This is a genomic window from Litorerythrobacter xanthomarinus, assembly GCF_046254955.1.
GTDB lineage: Bacteria > Pseudomonadota > Alphaproteobacteria > Sphingomonadales > Sphingomonadaceae > Qipengyuania_C.
Genome location: NZ_JBJXRG010000001.1, coordinates 1,439,577 through 1,459,174, shown reverse-complemented (window position 1 = coordinate 1,459,174; position 19,598 = coordinate 1,439,577). Strand labels below are relative to the sequence as shown.

Genomic DNA, 19,598 nt, shown 5'->3' with positions numbered 1-19,598 from the left:
CCATGTCTGGGACCGGCCTTGAAAAACCTTTTTCGCGTTTCGCCCCGGCAGCCGGCGAAGCGACGCCGCTACGCTCAGCGATAACCGCTGCCTATCGCCTGCCCGAACCGGAAGCCGTGCGCCCTCTGCTCAAGGCAGCAAGCTTGCCGGAACGTGATCGCGAAGCAATCCGCGAGCTGGCATTGGAACTGGTGACGCGACTTCGCAGGAAAGGTCAGCAAGGCGGGGTGGATGGCCTGGTAAAGGAATACTCGCTTTCGAGTCAGGAGGGCGTCGCCCTCATGTGCCTGGCCGAAGCGCTGCTGCGGGTTCCAGACAATGCCACGCGCGACGCGCTGATTCGCGACAAGATCGCGCGCGGTGACTGGCGTTCGCACATCGGCGATGATCGCTCGGTGTTCGTCAACGCCGCGACATGGGGTCTCGTTGTTTCAGGCAGGCTGGTGACGCCAGTCAAGGAAGACAGCCTTGGCGCTTCGCTAACCGGGCTGATCAAGCGAGCGGGCGAGCCGGTGATCCGCAGCGGCGTCAACATGGCAATGGAGATGATGGGCGAACAGTTCGTGACCGGCGAGACCATTGCCCAAGCCCTTAAACGCGCCCGAGAGCAGGAAGAGCTCGGGTTCTCCTACAGTTACGACATGCTCGGCGAAGCGGCGATGACGATGGCCGATGCAGAGAGCTATTATGAAGACTACGAGCGTGCGATCCATGCCATCGGCAAGGTCGCGAATGGCCGCGGCATTTACGAAGCACCGGGGATTTCAATCAAGCTTTCGGCGCTGCATCCGCGTTATGAGCGCGCGCAGCTTGACCGGGTTATGGGCGAATTGTTGCCACGAGTTCGTGAGCTAGCCTTGCTTGCCAAAGGATACGACATCGGGCTCAATATTGATGCTGAAGAGGCCGACCGGCTGGAGTTGTCGCTCGATATCGTCGAGGCTTTGGCGATGGAACCGGAACTCGCCGGCTGGCAAGGACTCGGGTTCGTAGTGCAGGCCTATGGCAAGCGTTGCCCCTTTGTGATCGACTGGATTGTCGACCTTGCGCAGCGATCCGGCCACCGGATCATGGTCCGGCTGGTCAAGGGGGCCTATTGGGATAGCGAGATCAAGCGTGCGCAGGTCAATGGACTGGCCGACTTTCCGGTGTTTACGCGCAAGGTCCACACCGACATAAGTTATATCGCCTGCGCCAATAAACTGCTCGCAGCACGCGATCACGTCTTCCCGCAGTTTGCGACGCATAACGCGCAGACACTGGCGACAATATACCAGCTCGCGGGGCCGGAATTCACGCTTGGCGATTATGAGTTCCAGTGCCTCCACGGCATGGGCGAGGAGCTCTACGAAGAAGTCGTGGGTCCGAAAAAGCTCAATCGGCCTTGCCGCATTTACGCCCCGGTCGGCACGCATGAGACGCTGCTCGCATATCTCGTGAGGCGCCTGCTCGAGAACGGTGCGAACTCCTCCTTTGTCAACCGCATTTGGGACGAGGACGTGCCGCCAGAGGAATTGACGCGTGATCCAGCTAGGGAGGCTGTCGCGATCGAACCGGTCGGCGCGACGCATCCGCTAACCAAGCTACCGTACGACCTATACCCGGACCGGAAGAACTCGCGCGGCCTCGACCTCAGCAACGAGAATGTGCTGGCAGAGTTGGCCGATATGCTGAGCGCCAGTGCCGAGGTCCACTGGTACGCTGCTCCAAATCATGGCGGGAACGGCGATACCAAGGATGTACGCAATCCAGCGGATCGGCGCGACGTCGTCGGGCAGGTCACTTGGGCGACACGCAACGAATGTGGCACCGCTGCCCAACGTGCCCAAGCCGCCTTTGCGGACTGGTCGGCTACCCCGGTAAACAGCCGCGCAGCCATGCTCGAAAAAGCTGCCGACCTGCTCGAAGCACAAATGGAAGAATCGCTCGGGCTGATTATGCGAGAAGCAGGTAAGTCCGCCCCCAATGCGATCGCCGAAGTGCGCGAAGCTGTCGACTTCCTGCGTTACTACGCGCAGCAGGCGCGTGAGCAGCTGAGCGGCGCTCAAGCGGTCGGCCCGATAGTCTGCATCAGTCCATGGAACTTCCCGCTCGCGATATTTGCCGGCCAGGTCGCAGCAGCGCTGGTCGCAGGCAACACGGTTCTGGCGAAACCAGCGGAGGAAACCCCGCTGATCGCGGCCCGGATGGTTGCGATCCTGCATGCGGCCGGAGTGCCCGCGGAAGCGCTACAACTCATTCCCGGCGCTGGCGAAACGGGTGCTGCGCTGGTCGCTGCCCCCGAGACTTGCGGGGTCATATTCACCGGATCGACCGAGGTGGCCAAGCTGATCCAGCGCCAGCTAGCTGAACGGACGCTACCCGATCGATCGCCCATCCCTCTCATTGCCGAAACCGGCGGGCAAAATGCCATGGTGGTCGATAGTTCGGCGCTGCCCGAGCAGGTGGTACGCGATGTCATCGCCAGCGCCTTCGACAGTGCGGGGCAGCGATGTTCGGCTCTGCGTATTCTCTGTGTGCAGGAGGACATCGCCGACGAATTGATGGAGATGCTGCGCGGAGCTCTGGCAGAACTTCGCATTGGCCCGACTGACCAGCTGCGCAACGATGTCGGACCAGTGATCACCGCAGAGGCACGCGACGGGATCAGTGCGCATATCGAAGCCATGCGCGAGGCGGGCCACGGGATCGAGCAACTCGCGCTGGACGAGAGCAGTCAGAACGGGACTTTCGTCGCACCCACGATCATCGCCATCGACAACATCGACCAGCTTGGCCGTGAAGTATTCGGTCCAGTGCTGCATGTCCTGCGCTACAAGAGACGCGATCTTTCCAAGGTGATGCAGCAGGTCCGCGATACCGGCTATGGCCTCACCTTCGGCCTGCATAGCCGGATCGACGAGACCATCGCGCAGGTCACTGCCGCAGCCGAAGTCGGCAATGTCTATGTCAATCGCAACGTAATTGGCGCGATCGTCGGTGTTCAGCCCTTCGGTGGTCGCGGTCTGTCGGGAACCGGCCCCAAGGCGGGCGGTCCGCTGTATCTCGGGCGCCTTGTAAGAGGACTATCGGATATCGCGCCGGAAATCGGCGAAGTTACGGAGCTGCCCGGCCCTGTTGGCGAGAGCAACCTCTACTCGGTCCATCCGCGGGGCCAGGTGCTTCTGCTTCCCACAAGCGTGGACGGCCTGGACGCCCAGATTGATATCGTCCTTGCTACAGGCAATAGCCCGATCATCGAAGAGAGCCGGAAAATGCGGGAATTGGCGAAAGAGCTTCCGCCTGCCCGGGCCGCGCAAATCGAATGGATCGCCAATTGGCGCACCTCCGATCCCTTTGCCCAAGTGCTGATCGAAGATTCGGGTCGAAGCATTGTTCCGCTACTTGAGGATATTGCTGCAAAGGACGGACCCATCCCGATTGTCCAACTGGGCGGCGAAGGCCTACCGTACCGCCGAGATTGGCTGCTCGAAGAATTCTCGGTATCGATAGATACGACCGCAGCGGGCGGTAATGCGAGCCTGATGGCGGTCGCCTAGCTGCTCTGTGTGACAAACCGGGATCGGCTTCATTCCCTGGCCATGAGCGGGCGACAAGTGCGAAATACGAGACGATCCCAACCGTCTTCCGTCAAAGCACCATATTCGCGCTTGCGCCTGCTATCGCTTTGCGCGAGTATGGCGCGGCATCAACTAAGGCCTTGAATTCTACAAGATGTTGCCAGTCCTTGAGGGATGCAGCGTGTCGATAAACAGGCTTGTCGTCACGGGTGAGGGTCGAGTGAATGCTGGCTTACCGATTGCGAGACGCTGTTAGCGCTGCGAGGCGGATCGCATTCGTGGGCGCTTGTCTCGCGACATTGTCGGTTGAGGCTGTTGCATCAACGCAGGACCGGCAGCAGGAAGAGGCAATCCCAGCCCCTGAGCTTTCACCACCTCCGCTCCCTGCCGATACTGAACTTCCCGAGATCGAGGAAATCATTTCCGACGAGGAGTTTGCCCAGGCGGTTCCAGAAATGGAAATCGAGGACGATGAGGAATTACTGCGCTCACTCGAATCGATCGAGGAATTCGAGCGCCGCCTTGCCCTGGAAGAGGGGCTTGAGGACCAAGACCAGTCCGAACCGGAGGGAGGCGTAATCCCCGCCCTCGCCGATGGCGATCCGGTCGAAGAAATCGGCGATGCCCCGATCCGCGATGCCGAATTGCTCGAACCGCTGCCGCCGCTGGCAAGTTTCGAGGTCGAGCCAGTAGAATTCGCCGAAAGCGAAGCCGATCGCGAACTACTCGAAGTTGAATATGTCACTGAGCTAACCGGGATCGAAGATGCCGACGCGCAGACCGAGATTTCGGTGCGAGACATGTTCAACGATCTTTCCGCCTTGGAGAAAGGCGATGGCAAGGCCGCCAATGTTGCGCAGGTCGCTGCGCGGCTTGAGGAAGACAGCCAACTGATCGAACGCATCCTGGCATCGGAGGGCTGGTATGAGGCCACGATAAGCACGCGGATTGATCGCTCGGGCGCCGCCAACGGGCAACCGCTCGCGGCCCTTCTCCAAGTCTCTCCGGGCTCGCGCTACACCTTCTCCGCCATCGAAATCGTTGCGGAGCCCACCGAGCCAACTGATCTGATATCGGAGAACCTCGCGCTCCAAGTGGGCGAGCCGATTATCGCGACCCGGGTCCAGGGTGCCGAGGCGCAGGTGGCGATTGCGCTGCCCGAGCAGGGTTATCCATTCGCCGAAGTGGGTGAGCGCGATATCCTGCTCGATCAGGACACCAAGGAAGGCGTCTACACCCTTCCCGTAAACATCGGACCGAGAGCACGGTTCCGCGGGTTTACGACAACAGGAGATCTCGCGTTCGACGCCAAGCATATCGATGTGCTCGCGCGTTTCGAACCGGGTGAACTCTATGACAGCCGCAAGGTCGACGATTTGCGCCAGGCGCTGGTCGCGACCGGCCTGTTGAGCACGGTAACCGTGCGGCCGCAGCGAACCGGGGAGATCGCCGAGGGCGCAACCGAGTACGTTGAGATTGCAGTCGAGCAGGATGCCGGTCCGCCGCGTACGATTGCCGCGAGCGCCGGTTTTGGCACAGGAGAAGGCGCACGCGTCTCGGGCAGTTGGACACACCGCAACCTGTTCCCTCCAGAAGGCGCAGTCATTGCCAGCGCTACGCTTGGCACCGCCGAGCAAGGGCTGAGCGGGACTTTCCGCCGTGCCAACGCCGGACGGCGCGATCGCACCTTCGAAGCGGTGGCAGAGGCATTTCACAGCAGCTACGATGCGTTCGAGGCCTTTACCGGACGACTCGCTGCTCGCGTCAGTTACGATTCCACGCCGATCTGGCAGAAGCGCCTGACCTATGCCTACGGCGCCCAGATCATCGGCACGGTCGAGGACGATTTTTTCGAGGCCAGAGGCGTACGCGAGAACCGGACATTCCTGATCGGCGGCCTCACCGGTCAGGTCGGTTTCGACCAGTCGGACAGCCTGCTCAATCCTACCAGCGGCTTCCGGCTTACCGCACTCGTCGAACCGGAAGGGTCGCTCCAAGGCAATTTCTCTCCATATGTCCGGGTCCGCCTCGATGGCTCGGCCTATTACCCGATAAGCGACTCGATCGTCATCGCAGGCCGCGCACGCGTCGGCACGATCCAGGGTGCGGCGCGGTTCGATCTCGCGCCTTCGCGCCGCTTCTATGCGGGCGGCGGCGGGTCGGTACGCGGCTTCGGCTTCCAGCAGTTGGGGCCCCAGTCACTCGAGCCCAATCCCAGGTTCGATCCCGATGATGCTGAAGAAACCGACGATCCGCTCGTGTCCCGCCCCATTGGCGGGCGCAGCGTCAATGAAGCTGCCGCCGAAGTGCGCTATCGTTTTGGCAACTTTGGCGTCGTGGCGTTTGTCGATGTAGGGCAGGCCTACCGTGACGAGTTCCCCGATCTTTCCGATCTGCGGATCGGTGCCGGCCTCGGAGCGCGCTATTACACCAACTTCGGCCCCCTGAGGGTCGACATCGCGACGCCTCTGGATCGCCGCCCCGGTGAATCGCGCATCAACCTCTATCTCTCGATCGGCCAGGCCTTCTGATGGCGGAGGATGTCGATCTGGCAGAAGCCGACGCGCAGGACCACGCTGTGCCGCAACGATCAGGCAGGGCTCGCATCGTGCTGAAATGGGCGGCAATTGCGCTGGCCGGACTAGCGCTGCTGGTTGCGGCCCTGATATTCGGATTGAACACCAGCGCCGGGAAGCGGTTGATTTCGGACCAGATCGCAGGGCTGGAGAGCGAAAGCGGCATCAGTATGAGCATCGGCCGGATCGAAGGCTCGATCTATGGCGCGATGGTTCTCCACGATGTCTCGCTGTCGGATCCGAAAGGGGTTTTCCTCACCTCCCCACGGGTCGAGCTGGACTGGAATCCGGCAGCCTATCTTGGCAGTCACATCGACATCCATTCGCTCAACAGCCGAGTGGTGCGCCTTCAACGCATCCCCGAGCTGAACGAGACGGATCCGGACGATCCGCTGTTGCCCGACATCGACATCGATATCGGAAGCTTCACGATCGAGCGCTTTGTGGTCGAACCTCAGGTCACGGGCGAGCGGCAAGTGGCGATCATGTCGGGCAATGCCCGGATCGCAGATGGCAGGGCGCAGCTCGAATTTGACGGGCGCACGATCGGCGGTAGCTCGGATGAGGGCGGAGACCGTTTGGCGCTGGTGCTTGACGCTGTTCCAGAAGAAAACCGGCTGAAGCTGGATCTTGAACTGGTCGCCCCGTCGGGCGGCGTCATTGCTGCAATTGCTGGCATCAATGAGGAATTGGGAATCCGCGTCGCGGGCGGCGGGGATTGGGCCAAGTGGGACGGAGCGCTCACGGCTCGTTCGGGTGCGCAGCAGATTGCGCAACTCGCGCTAACCGCGCGCGACGGTACACTGGGAGTCAAAGGCCCCGCGCGTCTGGCGAGCCTGTTCGAAGGGCCGACCGCCGCGCTGCTTGGGCCAGAAATGACGGTCGATATCGAAGCGCAGGCCGAAGGTCGCCGCCTTGACCTCGCCGGAAGCCTCACCAGCGCGGCAATGCGGGTGAACACCAACGGAATCGCTGATTTGGGTGAAAGCCAGTTCGAAGAACTCAATGCGTCCTTCGTTCTGCTTAGACCTTCTGCATTGGCGCAAAATCTGCGCGGAAGCGGCCTGCGCGGCAGGATTGTGCTCGATGGCGCATTCGCGGCGCCGACGGTTCAATACCAGCTCAATGCCAATCGCCTCATCCTCGATGAAATGGGGATCGAGAACCTGCGGGCCGAAGGGGAAGCACGGATCGATGCGGACCGAATCCAGATACCCGTCAGCGCCAGTGTCGCCCGCATAACGGGGCTCGATACGGTGGCCGGTGGGGCACTGGAGAATATCCGGCTTACGGGCGATCTTGCAATCGACGGGCCGCGCATCCTGTCCGATAACATGCGGATCCGTTCGGACCGGATCGATGCGACACTGATCCTCGCCGCCGATATGTCGAGCGGGATCTACACCGGGGCGATAGACGGCCGGATCGACAACTACCGGATCGAAAGCGTCGGCATCTTCGATATAACGACCGACCTCGATCTCGAAACCGAGCGCGACGGATTTGCGCTTGCGGGTCGGATCGGAGTGCGGTCGCGCCAGCTGACGAATGAATCGGTTCGAGAGTTCCTCGGCGGTCCGGCGGTCGCCGGTGCCGATGTCCGCTATCGATCGGACGGGAGCATAACCTTCCGCAACCTTCGGTTGCGCGCTCCGCTCGTCACGGTGACGGGGGGCAGCGGCAGCTATAGCCCGAGCGGCCAGATTGCGCTCATCGCCGATGCCGATTCCAGCCGCTACGGCCCGATCGGGATCAGGGTCGCGGGCACCATCGCCGATCCGCGCGCCACGATCACTGCCGAGCGGCCGGGTTTCGGCATCGGTCTGGCGAATTTCGAAACCGCGATAACCGCCGCTGCGGGGGGTTACCGGCTCAATGCGCGCGGCGATACCGATTATGGGCCTCTGATTGCCGATATCATCCTCGGTAGCGGCGAGGTCGCCACCATGGAGATTTCCAGTGCCAATCTCGGCGGGATCGATTTCAGCGGATCGTTGCGTCAGACACCCGCCGGTCCCTTTGCTGGCAGGCTTGTTGCAAGTGGTAACGGCGTCGACGGGATTGCCACGCTCGGCGCTGCCGGTCCGCATCAGGAGGCGCTGATCAACCTGCGCGCACGCAATGCAGCATTAGGCGGTCCAGCGCAGTTGAGGATCGGCTCCGCTATCGTCGATGCGCGTGTGGTGCTGCGCGACACGCCGACGGTCGCTGCCGACATCCAGTTGGCAGGGGCGCGGCTGTGGGGACTTACCGTTGCCGCAGCGCGTGCACGGATAGACTATCAGGATGGAAACGGCACCGCGCGCATCCTGGCCGAGGGACGGAGCGGCGCTCCGTTCCGTGTAGCCGGCAATGTCCAGATGACCCCAGACCTGTGGCGCGCCGCAATCGACGGACGCATGCGCGGGATTAGCTTCAAGACTGTCAAGCCGGCGCGGATTGTACCGCGCGACGGGGAATATGAGCTGCTCCCCACCACGATCGATATCGGCCGCGGCTCGGTACGGCTGGCCGGCCAGTACGGGACCGGCCTCAAGATCCAGAGCCGGCTCGATTCGGTCGATCTCGAAGTCGTCAATGCTTTCATGCCGGGGCTTGGCATCAACGGCCGGGCGAGCGGAAGCCTCGACTTTGCCCAGGAGACCCTCACCGCCTTTCCAAGAGCCGATGCCCGCCTGACGATCAAGAACTTCACCCGGACCACGGCCGTTTCGGTAAGCCAGGCGACGGACATCAATGTTGTCGGCAAGCTGCTCGCCAGCGGCGGCGACGCGCGCGCTGTATTCCGGCGGCGCGGTTCCGTGATTGGGCGGATGCAAGCGTCGCTCAGCCCGCTCCCGCCTGGATCCGGCCCCTGGCTCACCCGACTGCTTGAAGCTCCACTACGCGGCGGTGTGCGCTACAATGGACCAGCGGATACCCTGTTCTCTCTCGCCGGCCAGCCAGACCAGCGTCTCTCCGGTCCGATCGGAATAGCGGCCGATTTCTCCTGCCGGGTTTCGCGCCCGTGTCTTGACGGAATCGTGCGCGCCAACAAACTGACATATGAAAACCAGACTTACGGTACGCGGCTTTCCGATATGAAGGTTGAAGGACGCTTCAGCGGCGAACGGCTGGAAATCGAGCAGCTGACGGCGGCAGCCGGGGACGGCTCCATCGCAGCAACGGGATATGTCTCGCTTGCTTCCGATGATGGCTATCCGATGGACCTCCGCGTCACGCTTGACGATGCGCGTCTCGCGCGCTCCGAAACACTCGATGCCACTGCCACAGGTGAGTTGCGCCTGAGCAAGTCTGCGGGGGCCGATGCATTGCTTTCCGGCGCGATCCTGCTTCCGGATACCCATTACGAGATCGTGCGGGAAGGCGCCGCGCAGGTTCCCGAACTCAGCGGCGTGCGCTTCAAGCCTCCCAAGGGTCCGCAGCGGATCACTGGCGACGAACCGGCAGACGTGGTGCCCGGTATCTTCTCGCGCTTGCGCCTCGATATCGCACTGGAAGCACCCAACCAGCTCTCCGTATCGGGCATGGGGCTCGAATCCGAATGGAGCGCGGACTTCCGGGTGACCGGGACAAGTTCGGATCCGCGACTATCCGGGGAAGTCAGCCTGATCCGCGGCTCGCTCGGTTTTGCCGGCCGGCGCTTCGAACTGAGCGAAGGCCGGATTAACTTTACCGGTGGCCGGGAGGTAAACCCGTCGATCCTGCTCGTCGCAACCGAGGATATCGACGAAATCCAGGTAAACGTGAATGTCTCCGGTCGGGCGCTGAACCCGCAGGTCAACTTTACCAGCTCGCCCGGTTTGCCGCAGGATGAGATCATATCGCGTATTCTTTTCGGTAGTTCGGTCGAGAACCTTTCAGCCATCCAGGCAGTGCAGCTGGCATCGTCGCTCAACTCGCTGCGCAGCAGCGGCGGCGGACTCAATCCGCTCGGCAAGCTTCGCTCGGCGACGGGTATCGACCGGCTACGTATCTTGGGGCCTGACGAGGCAAACGGGCGCGGCACAGCGCTGGCGGCGGGCCAGTATCTCACCGACGATGTCTATATAGAGCTGGTAACCGATGCGCGGGGATTTACCGCCACGCAGATCGAGGTGAGCCTCACGCCTGCGCTGTCTGTCCTCAGCCGGGCCGGCGGTTCCAACGGAACCGATGTCAATGTACGCTACAGGATCAACTACTGATGCGCTGGCTGGCGATCCCTGTCCTGCTGCTGGCTTCAATCGCAGCAGGTTGCAGCGACGAAGAGGACTTCGACGAGCGCTACGAGGACACGCACCGGGAGATCACCGAGAGGGCGAAGTCGATCGATGCCGAACTCGTACGGGAGGAAGGCGCTGCAGCCGAGCCCGGCGCCAATGCGGCCCAGCCCGAGACGACCAGCGACGAGTAGCTGACGCAAAAAATCCCCGCCCAAACGGACGGGGATCAATGCGCGATCGAGGTGCGAAGTGAACGCCTACGCGGTTGCCGGTGCAACCGACGTTTTCGGCGGGGTGTTGTCGTTGGTCGAGCTCTTCTCAGCGTCTTGCTTGTCAAGATATTTCTTCACCGCGTAGCCGCCGGCACCTAGCACCACCATCGCGGGAATGCTCATGCGGGCAATTACGCTGGTAGCTAATACACCCAGCGCAGCACCTGTCGGGCCGCCAATGCTAGTGGTCTGTTTGGCGACTTTGTCGCCTACGAATGCTCCGATTACCTTGCCAATCATGCTTTAATCTCCTTTTGCATGATCAACGACTTAATCATCTGATTGTTCCGGCAATCAGTGTCCGGTGGCAGCCCCAGCCCCCCTTGGGACACGAATTGATTCGACCAGCCGGTCGATTTCTGCAGGGGGCTGCGCTGTCATCCTGGCAACCGCAATCGCCACCGCGAAATTGATGAGCATCCCCACCACGCCGATCCCCTCGGGCGATATACCGAACAGCCAGTGCTCGGCGGTATTGTCAGCCGGATTCCAGAGTTTGAACCATGCGATGTAGAGAAAAGTGAACCCTAGGCCGCTCACCATCCCTGCAATTGCGCCTTCGCGGTTCATGCGCTTGGAGAAAATGCCCATGAAGATCGCCGGGAAGAGCGAAGCAGCTGCAAGACCGAAGGCGAAAGCCACCACCTGCGCCACAAAACCGGGCGGATAGATCCCGAGGATCCCCGCCACCACAATCGCTGCGGTCGCGGCCAGTCGAGCCGCCAATAGCTCGCCCTTCTCGGTAATATCGGGTTTGAATGTCGACTTGAGCAGATCGTGGCTGACAGAGCTGGAGATCACCAGCAGCAGGCCCGCCGCAGTCGATAGCGCAGCAGCGAGACCACCCGCCGCCACCAGCGCGATCACCCAGCCGGGAAGCTGCGCAATCTCCGGATTGGCCAGCACCATGATGTCATTATCGAAATAGACCTCGTTGGCATTGTCAGTTGCGGCGTTGTCCAGCAGCCGCTCGCCCGAATTGCCACTGCCGCCTTCGGTGTAGACCGGCGCACCTTCAAACGCGGCGCCCGGAGCAATCTGCATCACCCCGTCGCCATTTTTATCCCGCCAGGCGATGAGGTTGTTCGCTTCCCAATTCTTGAACCACGCGGGCGCCTGAGCATATTCGGTCTGGTCGACTGTCTGGTTGAAATTGATTCGCGCAAAGGCCGCCACAGCCGGCGCGGTGGTGTAGAGCAGCGCGATGAAGACCAGCGCCCAGCCCGCCGATTTGCGCGCGTCCGATGCTTTGGGCACGGTGAAGAAGCGCACGATCACATGCGGCAGGCCGGCGGTGCCAATCATCAGTGCGGCGGTGATGCAGAACACGTCGATCATTGACTTGCTGCCATCGGTATACGGGCCGAAGCCCATTGCTTGCAGCGAGCTGTCGAGCTTCTCGAGCACATACATGCCCGAACCATCCTGCACCACCGAACCGAGACCCAATTGCGGCACCGGATTGCCGGTGATCAGCAGCGAGATAAAGATCGCTGGGACCATATAGGCGAAGATCAGCACGCAGTATTGCGCCACCTGCGTATAGGTGATGCCCTTCATCCCGCCGAGCACCGCATAGAAAAATACGATCGCCATCCCGATGATCACGCCTATCTCGACTTCGACATCGAGGAAGCGGGAGAAAACGATTCCCACGCCGCGCATCTGGCCCGCGATATAGGTGAAGCTGATGAAGATCAGGCACACCACAGCCACGGTGCGTGCTGCCTTCGAGTAATAGCGCGCACCGATGAAGTCGGGCACGGTGAATTGCCCGAATTTGCGCAGGTAGGGCGCGAGCAGCAACGCCAGCATCACATAGCCCCCGGTCCAGCCCATGAGGTAGACCGAACCATCGTAGCCCAGGAACGCGATGAGCCCCGCCATCGAGATAAAGCTCGCCGCGCTCATCCAGTCAGCCGCCGTGGCCATGCCGTTGACGACCGGATTGACCCCGCCGCCCGCGACGTAGAATTCCTTGGTCGATCCGGCACGGCTCCAGATCGCGATGCCGATATACAGCGCGAAGCTCGCGCCCACGAAGAGATATATCAGCGCCTGCGTGCTCATTGATCTTCTCGTTCTGGGGGGTTCTCCCCTTGCGAGGTGTCCTCGTCATCGTCGAGCGCATAATGCCGCTCGATCCTATGCATCTTCCAGGCGTAGAAAACGATCAGCGCAATGAAGACATAGATGGAGCCTTGCTGAGCGAACCAGAAGCCGAGCGGAAAACCGCCGATCATGAACTGGTCGAGGAAATCGCGAAACAGGATGCCTGCGCCGAAGCTGGCGAAGAACCAGATGCTCATCAGCCAGCCGAGCAGGCGCAAATTTGCGCTCCAATAAGCCCTGGCGTGGTTGCCGTCTGTCTCTGCGGCTACCGAATCCGTGCTCTCGTCCATCAAACTCCCCCTCGCGGTGCAGTCTGCCCAGACCACACCGTAACGCAAGCGCGGATTTGAGAGGCAGGGATCGCGCTAACGCTGCGCTGCGGTCTTTTGCCTTAAGGCGGAGGCTGGCGTTTCGATCGGGACATCGAAGCGCCGGACATAGTCACCCAACTCGTCCCGCACTTGGTCGGGAGTGAGGCCAAACTCTTCCAGGCTGTAACGATGCGGATGCCGCTTGAGTGAGCGCGAACGATCAAGATAGCTCTCCATACCTGGCACCGCAGGCTCCATGTCGAGCTCGAGGAAGCGATAGACCCGCTCCATCGTGCCGCGCCAATCGCTTTCCATTTCTTCGTACTGGACATCGATCATGCGATCAGGCGGGATCGCCGAACGCGCTTCCTGCATCCGCTCGACCTGCAGCCGCGTCTTGCGCAGCCATTCGCGGCCCATACGGGCAGGATCGGCATGGTCCGAATAGATGATCGTCTGGTTCCAGGCGAGCGACGTCGCGCTGCCGACCACGGCATTGGGATCGCGGTGGGTGAAGATCAGCCGCGCATCGGGGAACACCGTCAGCAGGGCCTTCAGATCGAGCATGTGCTGCGGCGTCTTGAGGATCCATGGGCGGATCGATGAAATCTGCTGCGACCAGCCGACAAGGCGGAGAAGATCGGCAAGGTAACGATAGGCTGGCGTTGCATCCTCGCCCTCGCACCAGCGCCCGTATTCTGGCACGTGCCACTGCGCTTCGTGCTTCATACCCCACATCGATGCGACAAGCAGCCCGAGTTCTTCCTCTGGCTCGAACGGACCTGTGGGATGGATCGAGAGCGTCCGCGGATTGGCCAGCCTCGCCACCCGCATGATCCGCTTGGCGAGGACCGGGCGGAAGTCTTCTTTCTTGCCCTCCAGCACTTCATTGAAATCGGGGCGCGGCACCGGGCTGATCGTCTCAAAGCTGCGCATATGAGAAAATCGCCGGTCGCTAGCGAGGAGCCGATGCATTCGCGTGGTGCCCGAGCGCATCGGCCCAACGATCACCACCGGGCGTTTGATCGGGCGCGCAAGGACTTCCGGATGACGCTTGAACCACATCTGCGCCCACAGCCGGTCTTTCAGCACCTTGTGGAATTGCTGCATGGCGGAGAAATCGCCCGCAACATTCAGCCGTGCTTCGTTGCGGACCGATTCCAGCAGCACCTCCATCGGTCCCTCGAACCAAGGGTCGCCATAGTCATCAAGCCCGGTTGCCGCCGCGGCCTGGCCGAGCAGGAAGTCTTTCTCTAGCCTCGCAGGCTGCACCATTCCCACCGCGCGGCCAGCGCGGACAAACTTTTCAGCAATGTCTATAAACGCAGTACGGCTGGGCGGCTGGATCGGTCGCTGGTCCAAGATTTCTCGCCCCCGCTGCGTAAAGGCTCCAAAAGCCCTTGTGATCCAATCCTCTAGCGGATCGAATGTTCCGATCAACCCCGCCGCAATTTTGCTCGCCAAGCTGGCTGGCATTTGTTCGCGCGAGAGGGCATATGCCTGCGCCATGCACGATATCCGCATGATCCGCGAAAATCCGGAAGGTTTCGACAAGGCGCTGGAGCGCCGCGGCGCAGAGCCGCTGGCCCACGCTATAATTGCGCTCGATTCGCGTCGGCGCGAGGTCACGACCCGTCTGCAAGAGATGCAGAATCGCCGTAACGAGGCCTCCAAGGCGATCGGTCAGGCGATGGGCAAGGGCGACACCGAGACAGCTGAAGCGCTCAAGGCCGAAGTCGCCGAAATCAAGCAATCGATGCCCGATTTGGAAGAGCAGGACCGCGCGCTTGCGAAAGAGCTGGAAGACGCGCTGGCGGTGATCCCGAACTTACCGGCAGACAACGTTCCCGCAGGCGACGACGAAGAGGGCAATGTCGAGGTTTCACGCTGGGGCGAACAACGCAATTTTGCGTTCGATCCCAAGGAACATGCCGATCTTGGCCCCTCACTGGGCATGGATTTCGAGACCGGCGCGCTCATCTCGGGCGCACGGTTCACGTTCCTTCGCGGCGATATGGCGCGCCTGCACCGCGCGCTCGGACAGTTCATGCTCGACCAGCAGACCCGCGAGAACGGCTATACCGAATGCAATCCCCCGGTGCTGGTGCGCGACGAAGCCATGTACGGCACCGACAAGTTACCGAAATTTGCGGACGATAGTTTTCGCACCACTGACGATCGCTGGCTAATCCCGACGTCCGAAGTTAGCCTGACCAGTTCGGTCATGGGCCAGATCGTCGACGATGCGGCGCTGCCCATGCGGTTGACCGCGCTGACGCTGTGCTTCCGCAGCGAGGCGGGCGCGGCAGGCAAGGACACACGCGGCTTTATCCGCCAACACCAGTTCGAGAAGTGCGAGCTGGTCAGCATTTGCCGCCCCGAAGAATCCGAAGCCGAGCACGAACGCATGACCGCAGCAGCCGAAGGTATCCTGCAGGCGCTCGACCTGCCCTATCGCAAGATGCTGCTGTGCACAGGCGACATGGGATTTGGCGCGCGCAAGACCTATGATCTGGAAGTGTGGCTGCCCGGACAGGGCGCCTATCGCGAGATATCCTCGTGCTCGAACACCGGCGATTTCCAGGCGCGGCGGATGAACACGCGTTACAAGCCCGAAGGCTCGAAGAAGACCGAGTTCGTCCATACGCTCAATGGCTCGGGCCTTGCGGTCGGGCGCACGCTCGTCGCGGTGATCGAAAACTATCAGCAGGAGGACGGTAGCATCACCGTTCCCGAAGCGCTCGCGCCCTATATGGGCGGCGTGGCGAAGATCGAGCCTGCCGCCTGATGCGCATCCTCGTCACCAATGACGACGGAATCCATGCTCCCGGCATCGCGCTTCTTGAGGAAATAGCCCACGCGATCAGCGATGACGTGTGGGTTTGCGCACCGTCGGACAACCAGACCGGAGCGGGCCATTCGCTGACCCTCTCGATGCCGGTGCGCATGCGCAAGCATACCGATCGCCGTTTTTCGGTCACCGGAACTCCAACCGACGCGGTGAATATCGGCCTCAAGCAGGTGCTCGACAGCCCGCCCGACTTGCTCCTGTCGGGCATCAATGCCGGGGCGAACCTGGGCGACGACATAACTTATTCGGGCACAGTTTCGGCAGCGATGGAGGGCGCGCTTGCCGGGGTGAAGTCGATCGCGCTGAGCCAAGTGATGACGCGCGAGCGCCCGCCATCCGGTGACCGTTTCGACGCGGCACGCGGCTGGGCGGAGAAAGTCATCCGCCTGATGCTGGATGTCCCCTTCGCCCCGCGCACACTTGTGACGGTCAATTTTCCGTGGTGCGATGCCAAGGACGTATCGGGCGTGCGCGTGGTGCGCCAAGGTTTTCATGACTACGCCCGCTCCTCGGTAGTCGAAGCGCACGACCCGCGCGGCTTTCCCTATTACTGGTTTGGGCTCGACGCGATCGAGAACACTCCTGATCACGGCACCGACCTTGAAGCTATTGAAGGTAATGCGATTTCCGTCACTCCGCTGCAACTGGACTTGACCCATCACGCCTCACTCGAAAGACTGGGCGAATGCTTCGGATGATCCGCAGATGAGCGAACGCCGCACCGACTGGGGTTCTGAGAAGGCTCGCCGCCAGACGTTTCGCGGGCGCAAGTTCCGTCCGCTGCGGCGGGCGGTCAGCATCCCGGTATGGGGTGATCTGGGATTGCGTATCGGCTTTGCGCTGTTCCTGATCTTCGTCGTCATCATGATCCACTGGTGGGATCGTGCCGGGCTGGTCGATAGCGTCGATGGTGACATCAGTTTCCTCGATGTCGTCTATTTCACCATGATCTCGGTCACGACTACCGGGTTCGGCGATATTGCCCCGGTAACCGATCGAGCACGCCTGATCGAAGCCGTTATCGTCACACCAATCCGCTTCGCCGTGTTCTTCATTTTTGTCGGCACGGCCTATACCTTCATCATCAAGCGCAGCTGGGAGAAATGGCGAATGGCCCGTATCCAGGAGCAACTCACTGGTCACATCGTGGTTTTGGGCTACGGCATTTCGGGCTCGGAGGCGGTCGAGGAGCTGATCGAGCGCGGAACCGAAGCTTCCGGGATCGTGATCATCGACCCCGACGAAGAGCGCTTGCGCGAAGCCGAAAAGCTTGGCTGCAACGTCATGGCTGCCGATGCAACGCGGGACGATACGCTCAATGCCGTACGCATCGAAGAGGCTCAGCGCGTGCTCGTCTCTGCGGGCCGTGACGATACATCGATCCTGATCGTGCTCACGGTGCGGCATCTCGCGCCCGATGTTCCGATCAGTGTCGTGGTGCGCGCGAATGACAACGAGCTACTGGCCCGCCAGGCCGGAGCAGACAATGTTATCAACCCTGTCCGCTTTACGGGGCTGCTGCTGGCTGGCTCGGCCAAGGGCGCTCATATCGCCGATTACATGGCCGATCTCGCTTCGGTCACCGGGCGCGTGCAACTGGTCGAGCGCGAGATTACCGAAGAGGAATGCGGCTGCGCCATCTCGGAACTCCATAGCGGCGGGCGCGGATTACGCATTTACCGCGACGGCAAGGCCTTGGGTTTCTGGGAAGAGGAATGCCAGAACCTCCAGCCGGGCGATATCGTGGTCGAGATCATCCCGACCGAGAACGGCACAACCAACGGCGATGGGCAAGACAGCGAGAAATAATCCGTCTGACTCGTCGGGTCACAGTTTGCCTACGGCATGTAGGCGTGGACCAATCCCATCGCGATGTAGAACAGCAGCCAGTAGCCTGCATCGATGAAGAACAGCGTCTTGCCCTTCTGGCTGAACAGGTAATTTGTCCCGATCGCCGGAACGATAAAGCCGAGCGCGGCCCCGAAAGCCGTCATCACCTTGGCGAAAACCGATAGCTCGGCTCCGTAGCTGGCATAGCTCGCAAAGGTATGCGCCAGAGTCCAGCTCGCCACGAGCGAGAACAGAAACGCGCCGCCATAGATCATGCCCATCTTGCCGTCCTTGACCTGTTCTTCGGTCAGGCCGACCGCGCCCATCCACTTCTTGCCCATCACGGGACCATACCAGATGCCGCCCACGACGAATCCGGCCAGTGCAGCCAGCACGATCGCCAGCCAGTTGACTTCAAGCATGTTTGCCCCCCTCTCCCACTCAAACTGCTGCAAAGTGTAGCGTAAAGCTGCAATCGGGTGTAGGGGCGCGCTCCGATGAGCGAAGCAGCAACCATATTACCCGAACCGAAGCGCGTTGGCATGGTCAGCCTCGGCTGTCCCAAGGCTTTGGTCGATTCCGAGCGTATCCTTACGCGCCTGCGTTCCGACGGCTATGCCATGAGCCCGGACTACGCCGGCGCGGACGTGGTGCTGGTCAACACCTGCGGCTTCCTCGACAGTGCCAAGGAAGAAAGCCTCGAAGCGATCGGCGAGGCGATCGCCGAAAATGGCCGCGTGATAGTCACTGGGTGCATGGGCGAAGAGGCCGAGACGATCCGCGCGCGCTTCCCGCAAGTGCTCGCGATCACGGGGGCTCACCAGTACGAGGATGTGGTCGAAGCGGTGCATGAAGCCGCGCCGCCGAGCCAAGGGCCATTCGTAGACCTGATCCCGCAGCCTGAAGTAAAACTCACTCCGCGCCACTACAGTTACCTCAAGATTTCAGAGGGGTGTAATCACTCCTGCGCCTTCTGCATCATCCCGCAATTGCGCGGCAAGCTGGCCAGCCGCCGCATTGATGCGGTGCTGCGCGAGGCCGAAAAGCTGGTGGCGGCAGGCACGAAGGAACTGCTGGTCATCAGCCAGGATACCAGCGCTTACGGGGTTGATACCCGCCATGAAGAGCGAGATTGGAAGGGCAATCCGGTCCGCGCGCATATGACCGACCTGGCGCGCGAGCTGGGCCAGTTGCGCACGTCTCAAGGCGACGTGCCTTGGGTCCGTCTGCACTATGTCTATCCTTACCCGCATGTCGATGCGGTAATCCCGCTGATGGCCGAAGGTTTGCTGACACCTTATCTCGACATCCCGTTCCAGCATGCATCGCCGAGCGTGCTGCGCGCCATGAAGCGCCCTGCCAACGAAGCCAAGATCCTTGAGCGGCTGAAGAAGTGGCGCGCGATCTGCCCGGAGATCGCAGTCCGCTCGAGCTTCGTAGTCGGCTTCCCCGGCGAGACCGAGGACGATTTCAGCTATTTGCTCGATTGGCTGGAAGAAGCGCAGCTCGACCGCGTGGGCGCTTTCCGGTTCGAGCCGGTCGAAGGCGCTGCAGCCAATCTCCTGCCCGATCCGGTCCCCGAAGCGGTAAAAGAAGAACGCTATGCTCGGGTCATGGAAGTGACCGAGCGGATCAGCGCTGCGAAACTGCAGGCGAAGATCGGAAAGACCATCCGCGTAATCATCGACGAAGTCGGCGAGCCTGATGAAGATGGCGACATCGGTGCCACCGGCCGCAGCCAGGCCGACGCGCCCGAGATCGATGGAGCAGTCTACCTGCGCGATGTCCCTGCGGCTCTGTCACAGGGCGATTTCGTCGACGTGACAATCGAAGACGCCGACGCGCACGATCTCTACGGCGCGATTGCGCGCTGATCTGTGC

Annotated in this window: 13 protein-coding genes; 8 read left to right on the top strand and 5 right to left on the bottom strand. The window is 61.5% G+C overall.

The features are described 5' to 3' along the window. The first annotated feature begins 2 nt into the window (after positions 1-2). From putA to ACEWMW_RS07270, 4 genes are all read left to right on the top strand, one after another. Positions 3-3,539 carry a bifunctional proline dehydrogenase/L-glutamate gamma-semialdehyde dehydrogenase PutA gene (gene putA, locus ACEWMW_RS07285; RefSeq protein ID WP_409413219.1) on the top strand — a complete coding sequence of 1,179 codons (3,537 nt, stop codon included), beginning with the start codon at positions 3-5 and terminating at the stop codon, positions 3,537-3,539. Between the two features lie 245 nt (positions 3,540-3,784). Continuing rightward, positions 3,785-6,091, top strand: a complete 2,307-nt coding sequence (locus ACEWMW_RS07280) for an autotransporter assembly complex protein TamA (protein WP_409413218.1) — start codon at positions 3,785-3,787, stop codon at positions 6,089-6,091. Then, the gene (locus tag ACEWMW_RS07275) at positions 6,091-10,323 is read left to right on the top strand and encodes a translocation/assembly module TamB domain-containing protein (protein ID WP_409413217.1); all 4,233 of its coding nucleotides are present in this window, start codon (positions 6,091-6,093) and stop codon (positions 10,321-10,323) included. Before ACEWMW_RS07280 ends, ACEWMW_RS07275 begins: the two co-directional genes overlap by 1 nt. Beyond that, the gene (locus ACEWMW_RS07270; RefSeq protein ID WP_409413216.1) at positions 10,323-10,532 is read left to right on the top strand and encodes a hypothetical protein; all 210 of its coding nucleotides are present in this window, start codon (positions 10,323-10,325) and stop codon (positions 10,530-10,532) included. The genes ACEWMW_RS07275 and ACEWMW_RS07270 overlap by 1 nt, the downstream gene beginning before the upstream one ends. 66 nt (positions 10,533-10,598) lie before the next feature. On the opposite strand, the gene ACEWMW_RS07265 is transcribed toward ACEWMW_RS07270, so the two are convergent. From ACEWMW_RS07265 to ACEWMW_RS07250, 4 genes are all read right to left on the bottom strand, one after another. After that, positions 10,599-10,853, bottom strand: coding sequence for a hypothetical protein (locus ACEWMW_RS07265; protein WP_409413215.1), 255 nt, complete (start codon positions 10,851-10,853; stop codon positions 10,599-10,601). A 54-nt stretch (positions 10,854-10,907) separates the two neighbouring features. After that, positions 10,908-12,683, bottom strand: coding sequence for a sodium:solute symporter family protein (locus ACEWMW_RS07260; RefSeq protein WP_409413214.1), 1,776 nt, complete (start codon positions 12,681-12,683; stop codon positions 10,908-10,910). Then, complete coding sequence (locus ACEWMW_RS07255) at positions 12,680-13,015, bottom strand: DUF4212 domain-containing protein (protein WP_409413213.1); 336 nt, start codon at positions 13,013-13,015, stop codon at positions 12,680-12,682. Before ACEWMW_RS07255 ends, ACEWMW_RS07260 begins: the two co-directional genes overlap by 4 nt. A 75-nt stretch (positions 13,016-13,090) precedes the next feature. Then, positions 13,091-14,398 (bottom strand): sulfotransferase family protein, encoded by a 1,308-nt coding sequence (locus ACEWMW_RS07250; RefSeq protein WP_409413212.1) that lies wholly within the window; start codon positions 14,396-14,398, stop codon positions 13,091-13,093. A 145-nt stretch (positions 14,399-14,543) separates the two neighbouring features. Here ACEWMW_RS07250 and serS point away from each other — a divergent pair, with 145 nt between their 5' ends. The 3 genes from serS to ACEWMW_RS07235 are packed head-to-tail and all read left to right on the top strand — an operon-like array spanning position 14,544 to position 17,696. Beyond that, positions 14,544-15,824 (top strand): serine--tRNA ligase, encoded by a 1,281-nt coding sequence (serS, locus tag ACEWMW_RS07245; RefSeq protein WP_409413624.1) that lies wholly within the window; start codon positions 14,544-14,546, stop codon positions 15,822-15,824. Continuing rightward, positions 15,824-16,585, top strand: coding sequence for a 5'/3'-nucleotidase SurE (gene surE, locus ACEWMW_RS07240; protein ID WP_409413211.1), 762 nt, complete (start codon positions 15,824-15,826; stop codon positions 16,583-16,585). Before serS ends, surE begins: the two co-directional genes overlap by 1 nt. 7 nt (positions 16,586-16,592) lie before the next feature. Further along, a complete protein-coding gene (locus tag ACEWMW_RS07235) occupies positions 16,593-17,696 on the top strand; it encodes a potassium channel family protein (protein ID WP_409413210.1) in 1,104 nt (367 codons plus the stop codon). Between the two features lie 29 nt (positions 17,697-17,725). Here ACEWMW_RS07235 and ACEWMW_RS07230 read toward each other — a convergent pair whose 3' ends face one another. Continuing rightward, the gene (locus ACEWMW_RS07230) at positions 17,726-18,139 is read right to left on the bottom strand and encodes a DUF1761 domain-containing protein (protein ID WP_409413209.1); all 414 of its coding nucleotides are present in this window, start codon (positions 18,137-18,139) and stop codon (positions 17,726-17,728) included. Positions 18,140-18,214: 75 nt separating this feature from the next. On the opposite strand from ACEWMW_RS07230, the gene rimO reads away from it, so the two are divergent. Next, positions 18,215-19,591 (top strand): 30S ribosomal protein S12 methylthiotransferase RimO, encoded by a 1,377-nt coding sequence (rimO, locus tag ACEWMW_RS07225; RefSeq protein ID WP_409413208.1) that lies wholly within the window; start codon positions 18,215-18,217, stop codon positions 19,589-19,591. The last annotated feature ends 7 nt before the right edge of the window (positions 19,592-19,598 follow it).

Coding starts and splice junctions, on each gene's coding strand:
- ACEWMW_RS07230 (WP_409413209.1), bottom strand. CDS start 18,139: ATGCTTGAAGTCAACTGGCTGGCGATCGTGCTGGCTGCACTGGCCGGA.
- ACEWMW_RS07280 (WP_409413218.1), top strand. CDS start 3,785: ATGCTGGCTTACCGATTGCGAGACGCTGTTAGCGCTGCGAGGCGGATC.
- ACEWMW_RS07235 (WP_409413210.1), top strand. CDS start 16,593: ATGAGCGAACGCCGCACCGACTGGGGTTCTGAGAAGGCTCGCCGCCAG.
- ACEWMW_RS07275 (WP_409413217.1), top strand. CDS start 6,091: ATGGCGGAGGATGTCGATCTGGCAGAAGCCGACGCGCAGGACCACGCT.
- ACEWMW_RS07255 (WP_409413213.1), bottom strand. CDS start 13,015: ATGGACGAGAGCACGGATTCGGTAGCCGCAGAGACAGACGGCAACCAC.
- putA (WP_409413219.1), top strand. CDS start 3: ATGTCTGGGACCGGCCTTGAAAAACCTTTTTCGCGTTTCGCCCCGGCA.
- ACEWMW_RS07260 (WP_409413214.1), bottom strand. CDS start 12,683: ATGAGCACGCAGGCGCTGATATATCTCTTCGTGGGCGCGAGCTTCGCG.
- rimO (WP_409413208.1), top strand. CDS start 18,215: ATGAGCGAAGCAGCAACCATATTACCCGAACCGAAGCGCGTTGGCATG.
- ACEWMW_RS07265 (WP_409413215.1), bottom strand. CDS start 10,853: ATGATTGGCAAGGTAATCGGAGCATTCGTAGGCGACAAAGTCGCCAAA.
- serS (WP_409413624.1), top strand. CDS start 14,544: ATGCACGATATCCGCATGATCCGCGAAAATCCGGAAGGTTTCGACAAG.
- ACEWMW_RS07270 (WP_409413216.1), top strand. CDS start 10,323: ATGCGCTGGCTGGCGATCCCTGTCCTGCTGCTGGCTTCAATCGCAGCA.
- surE (WP_409413211.1), top strand. CDS start 15,824: ATGCGCATCCTCGTCACCAATGACGACGGAATCCATGCTCCCGGCATC.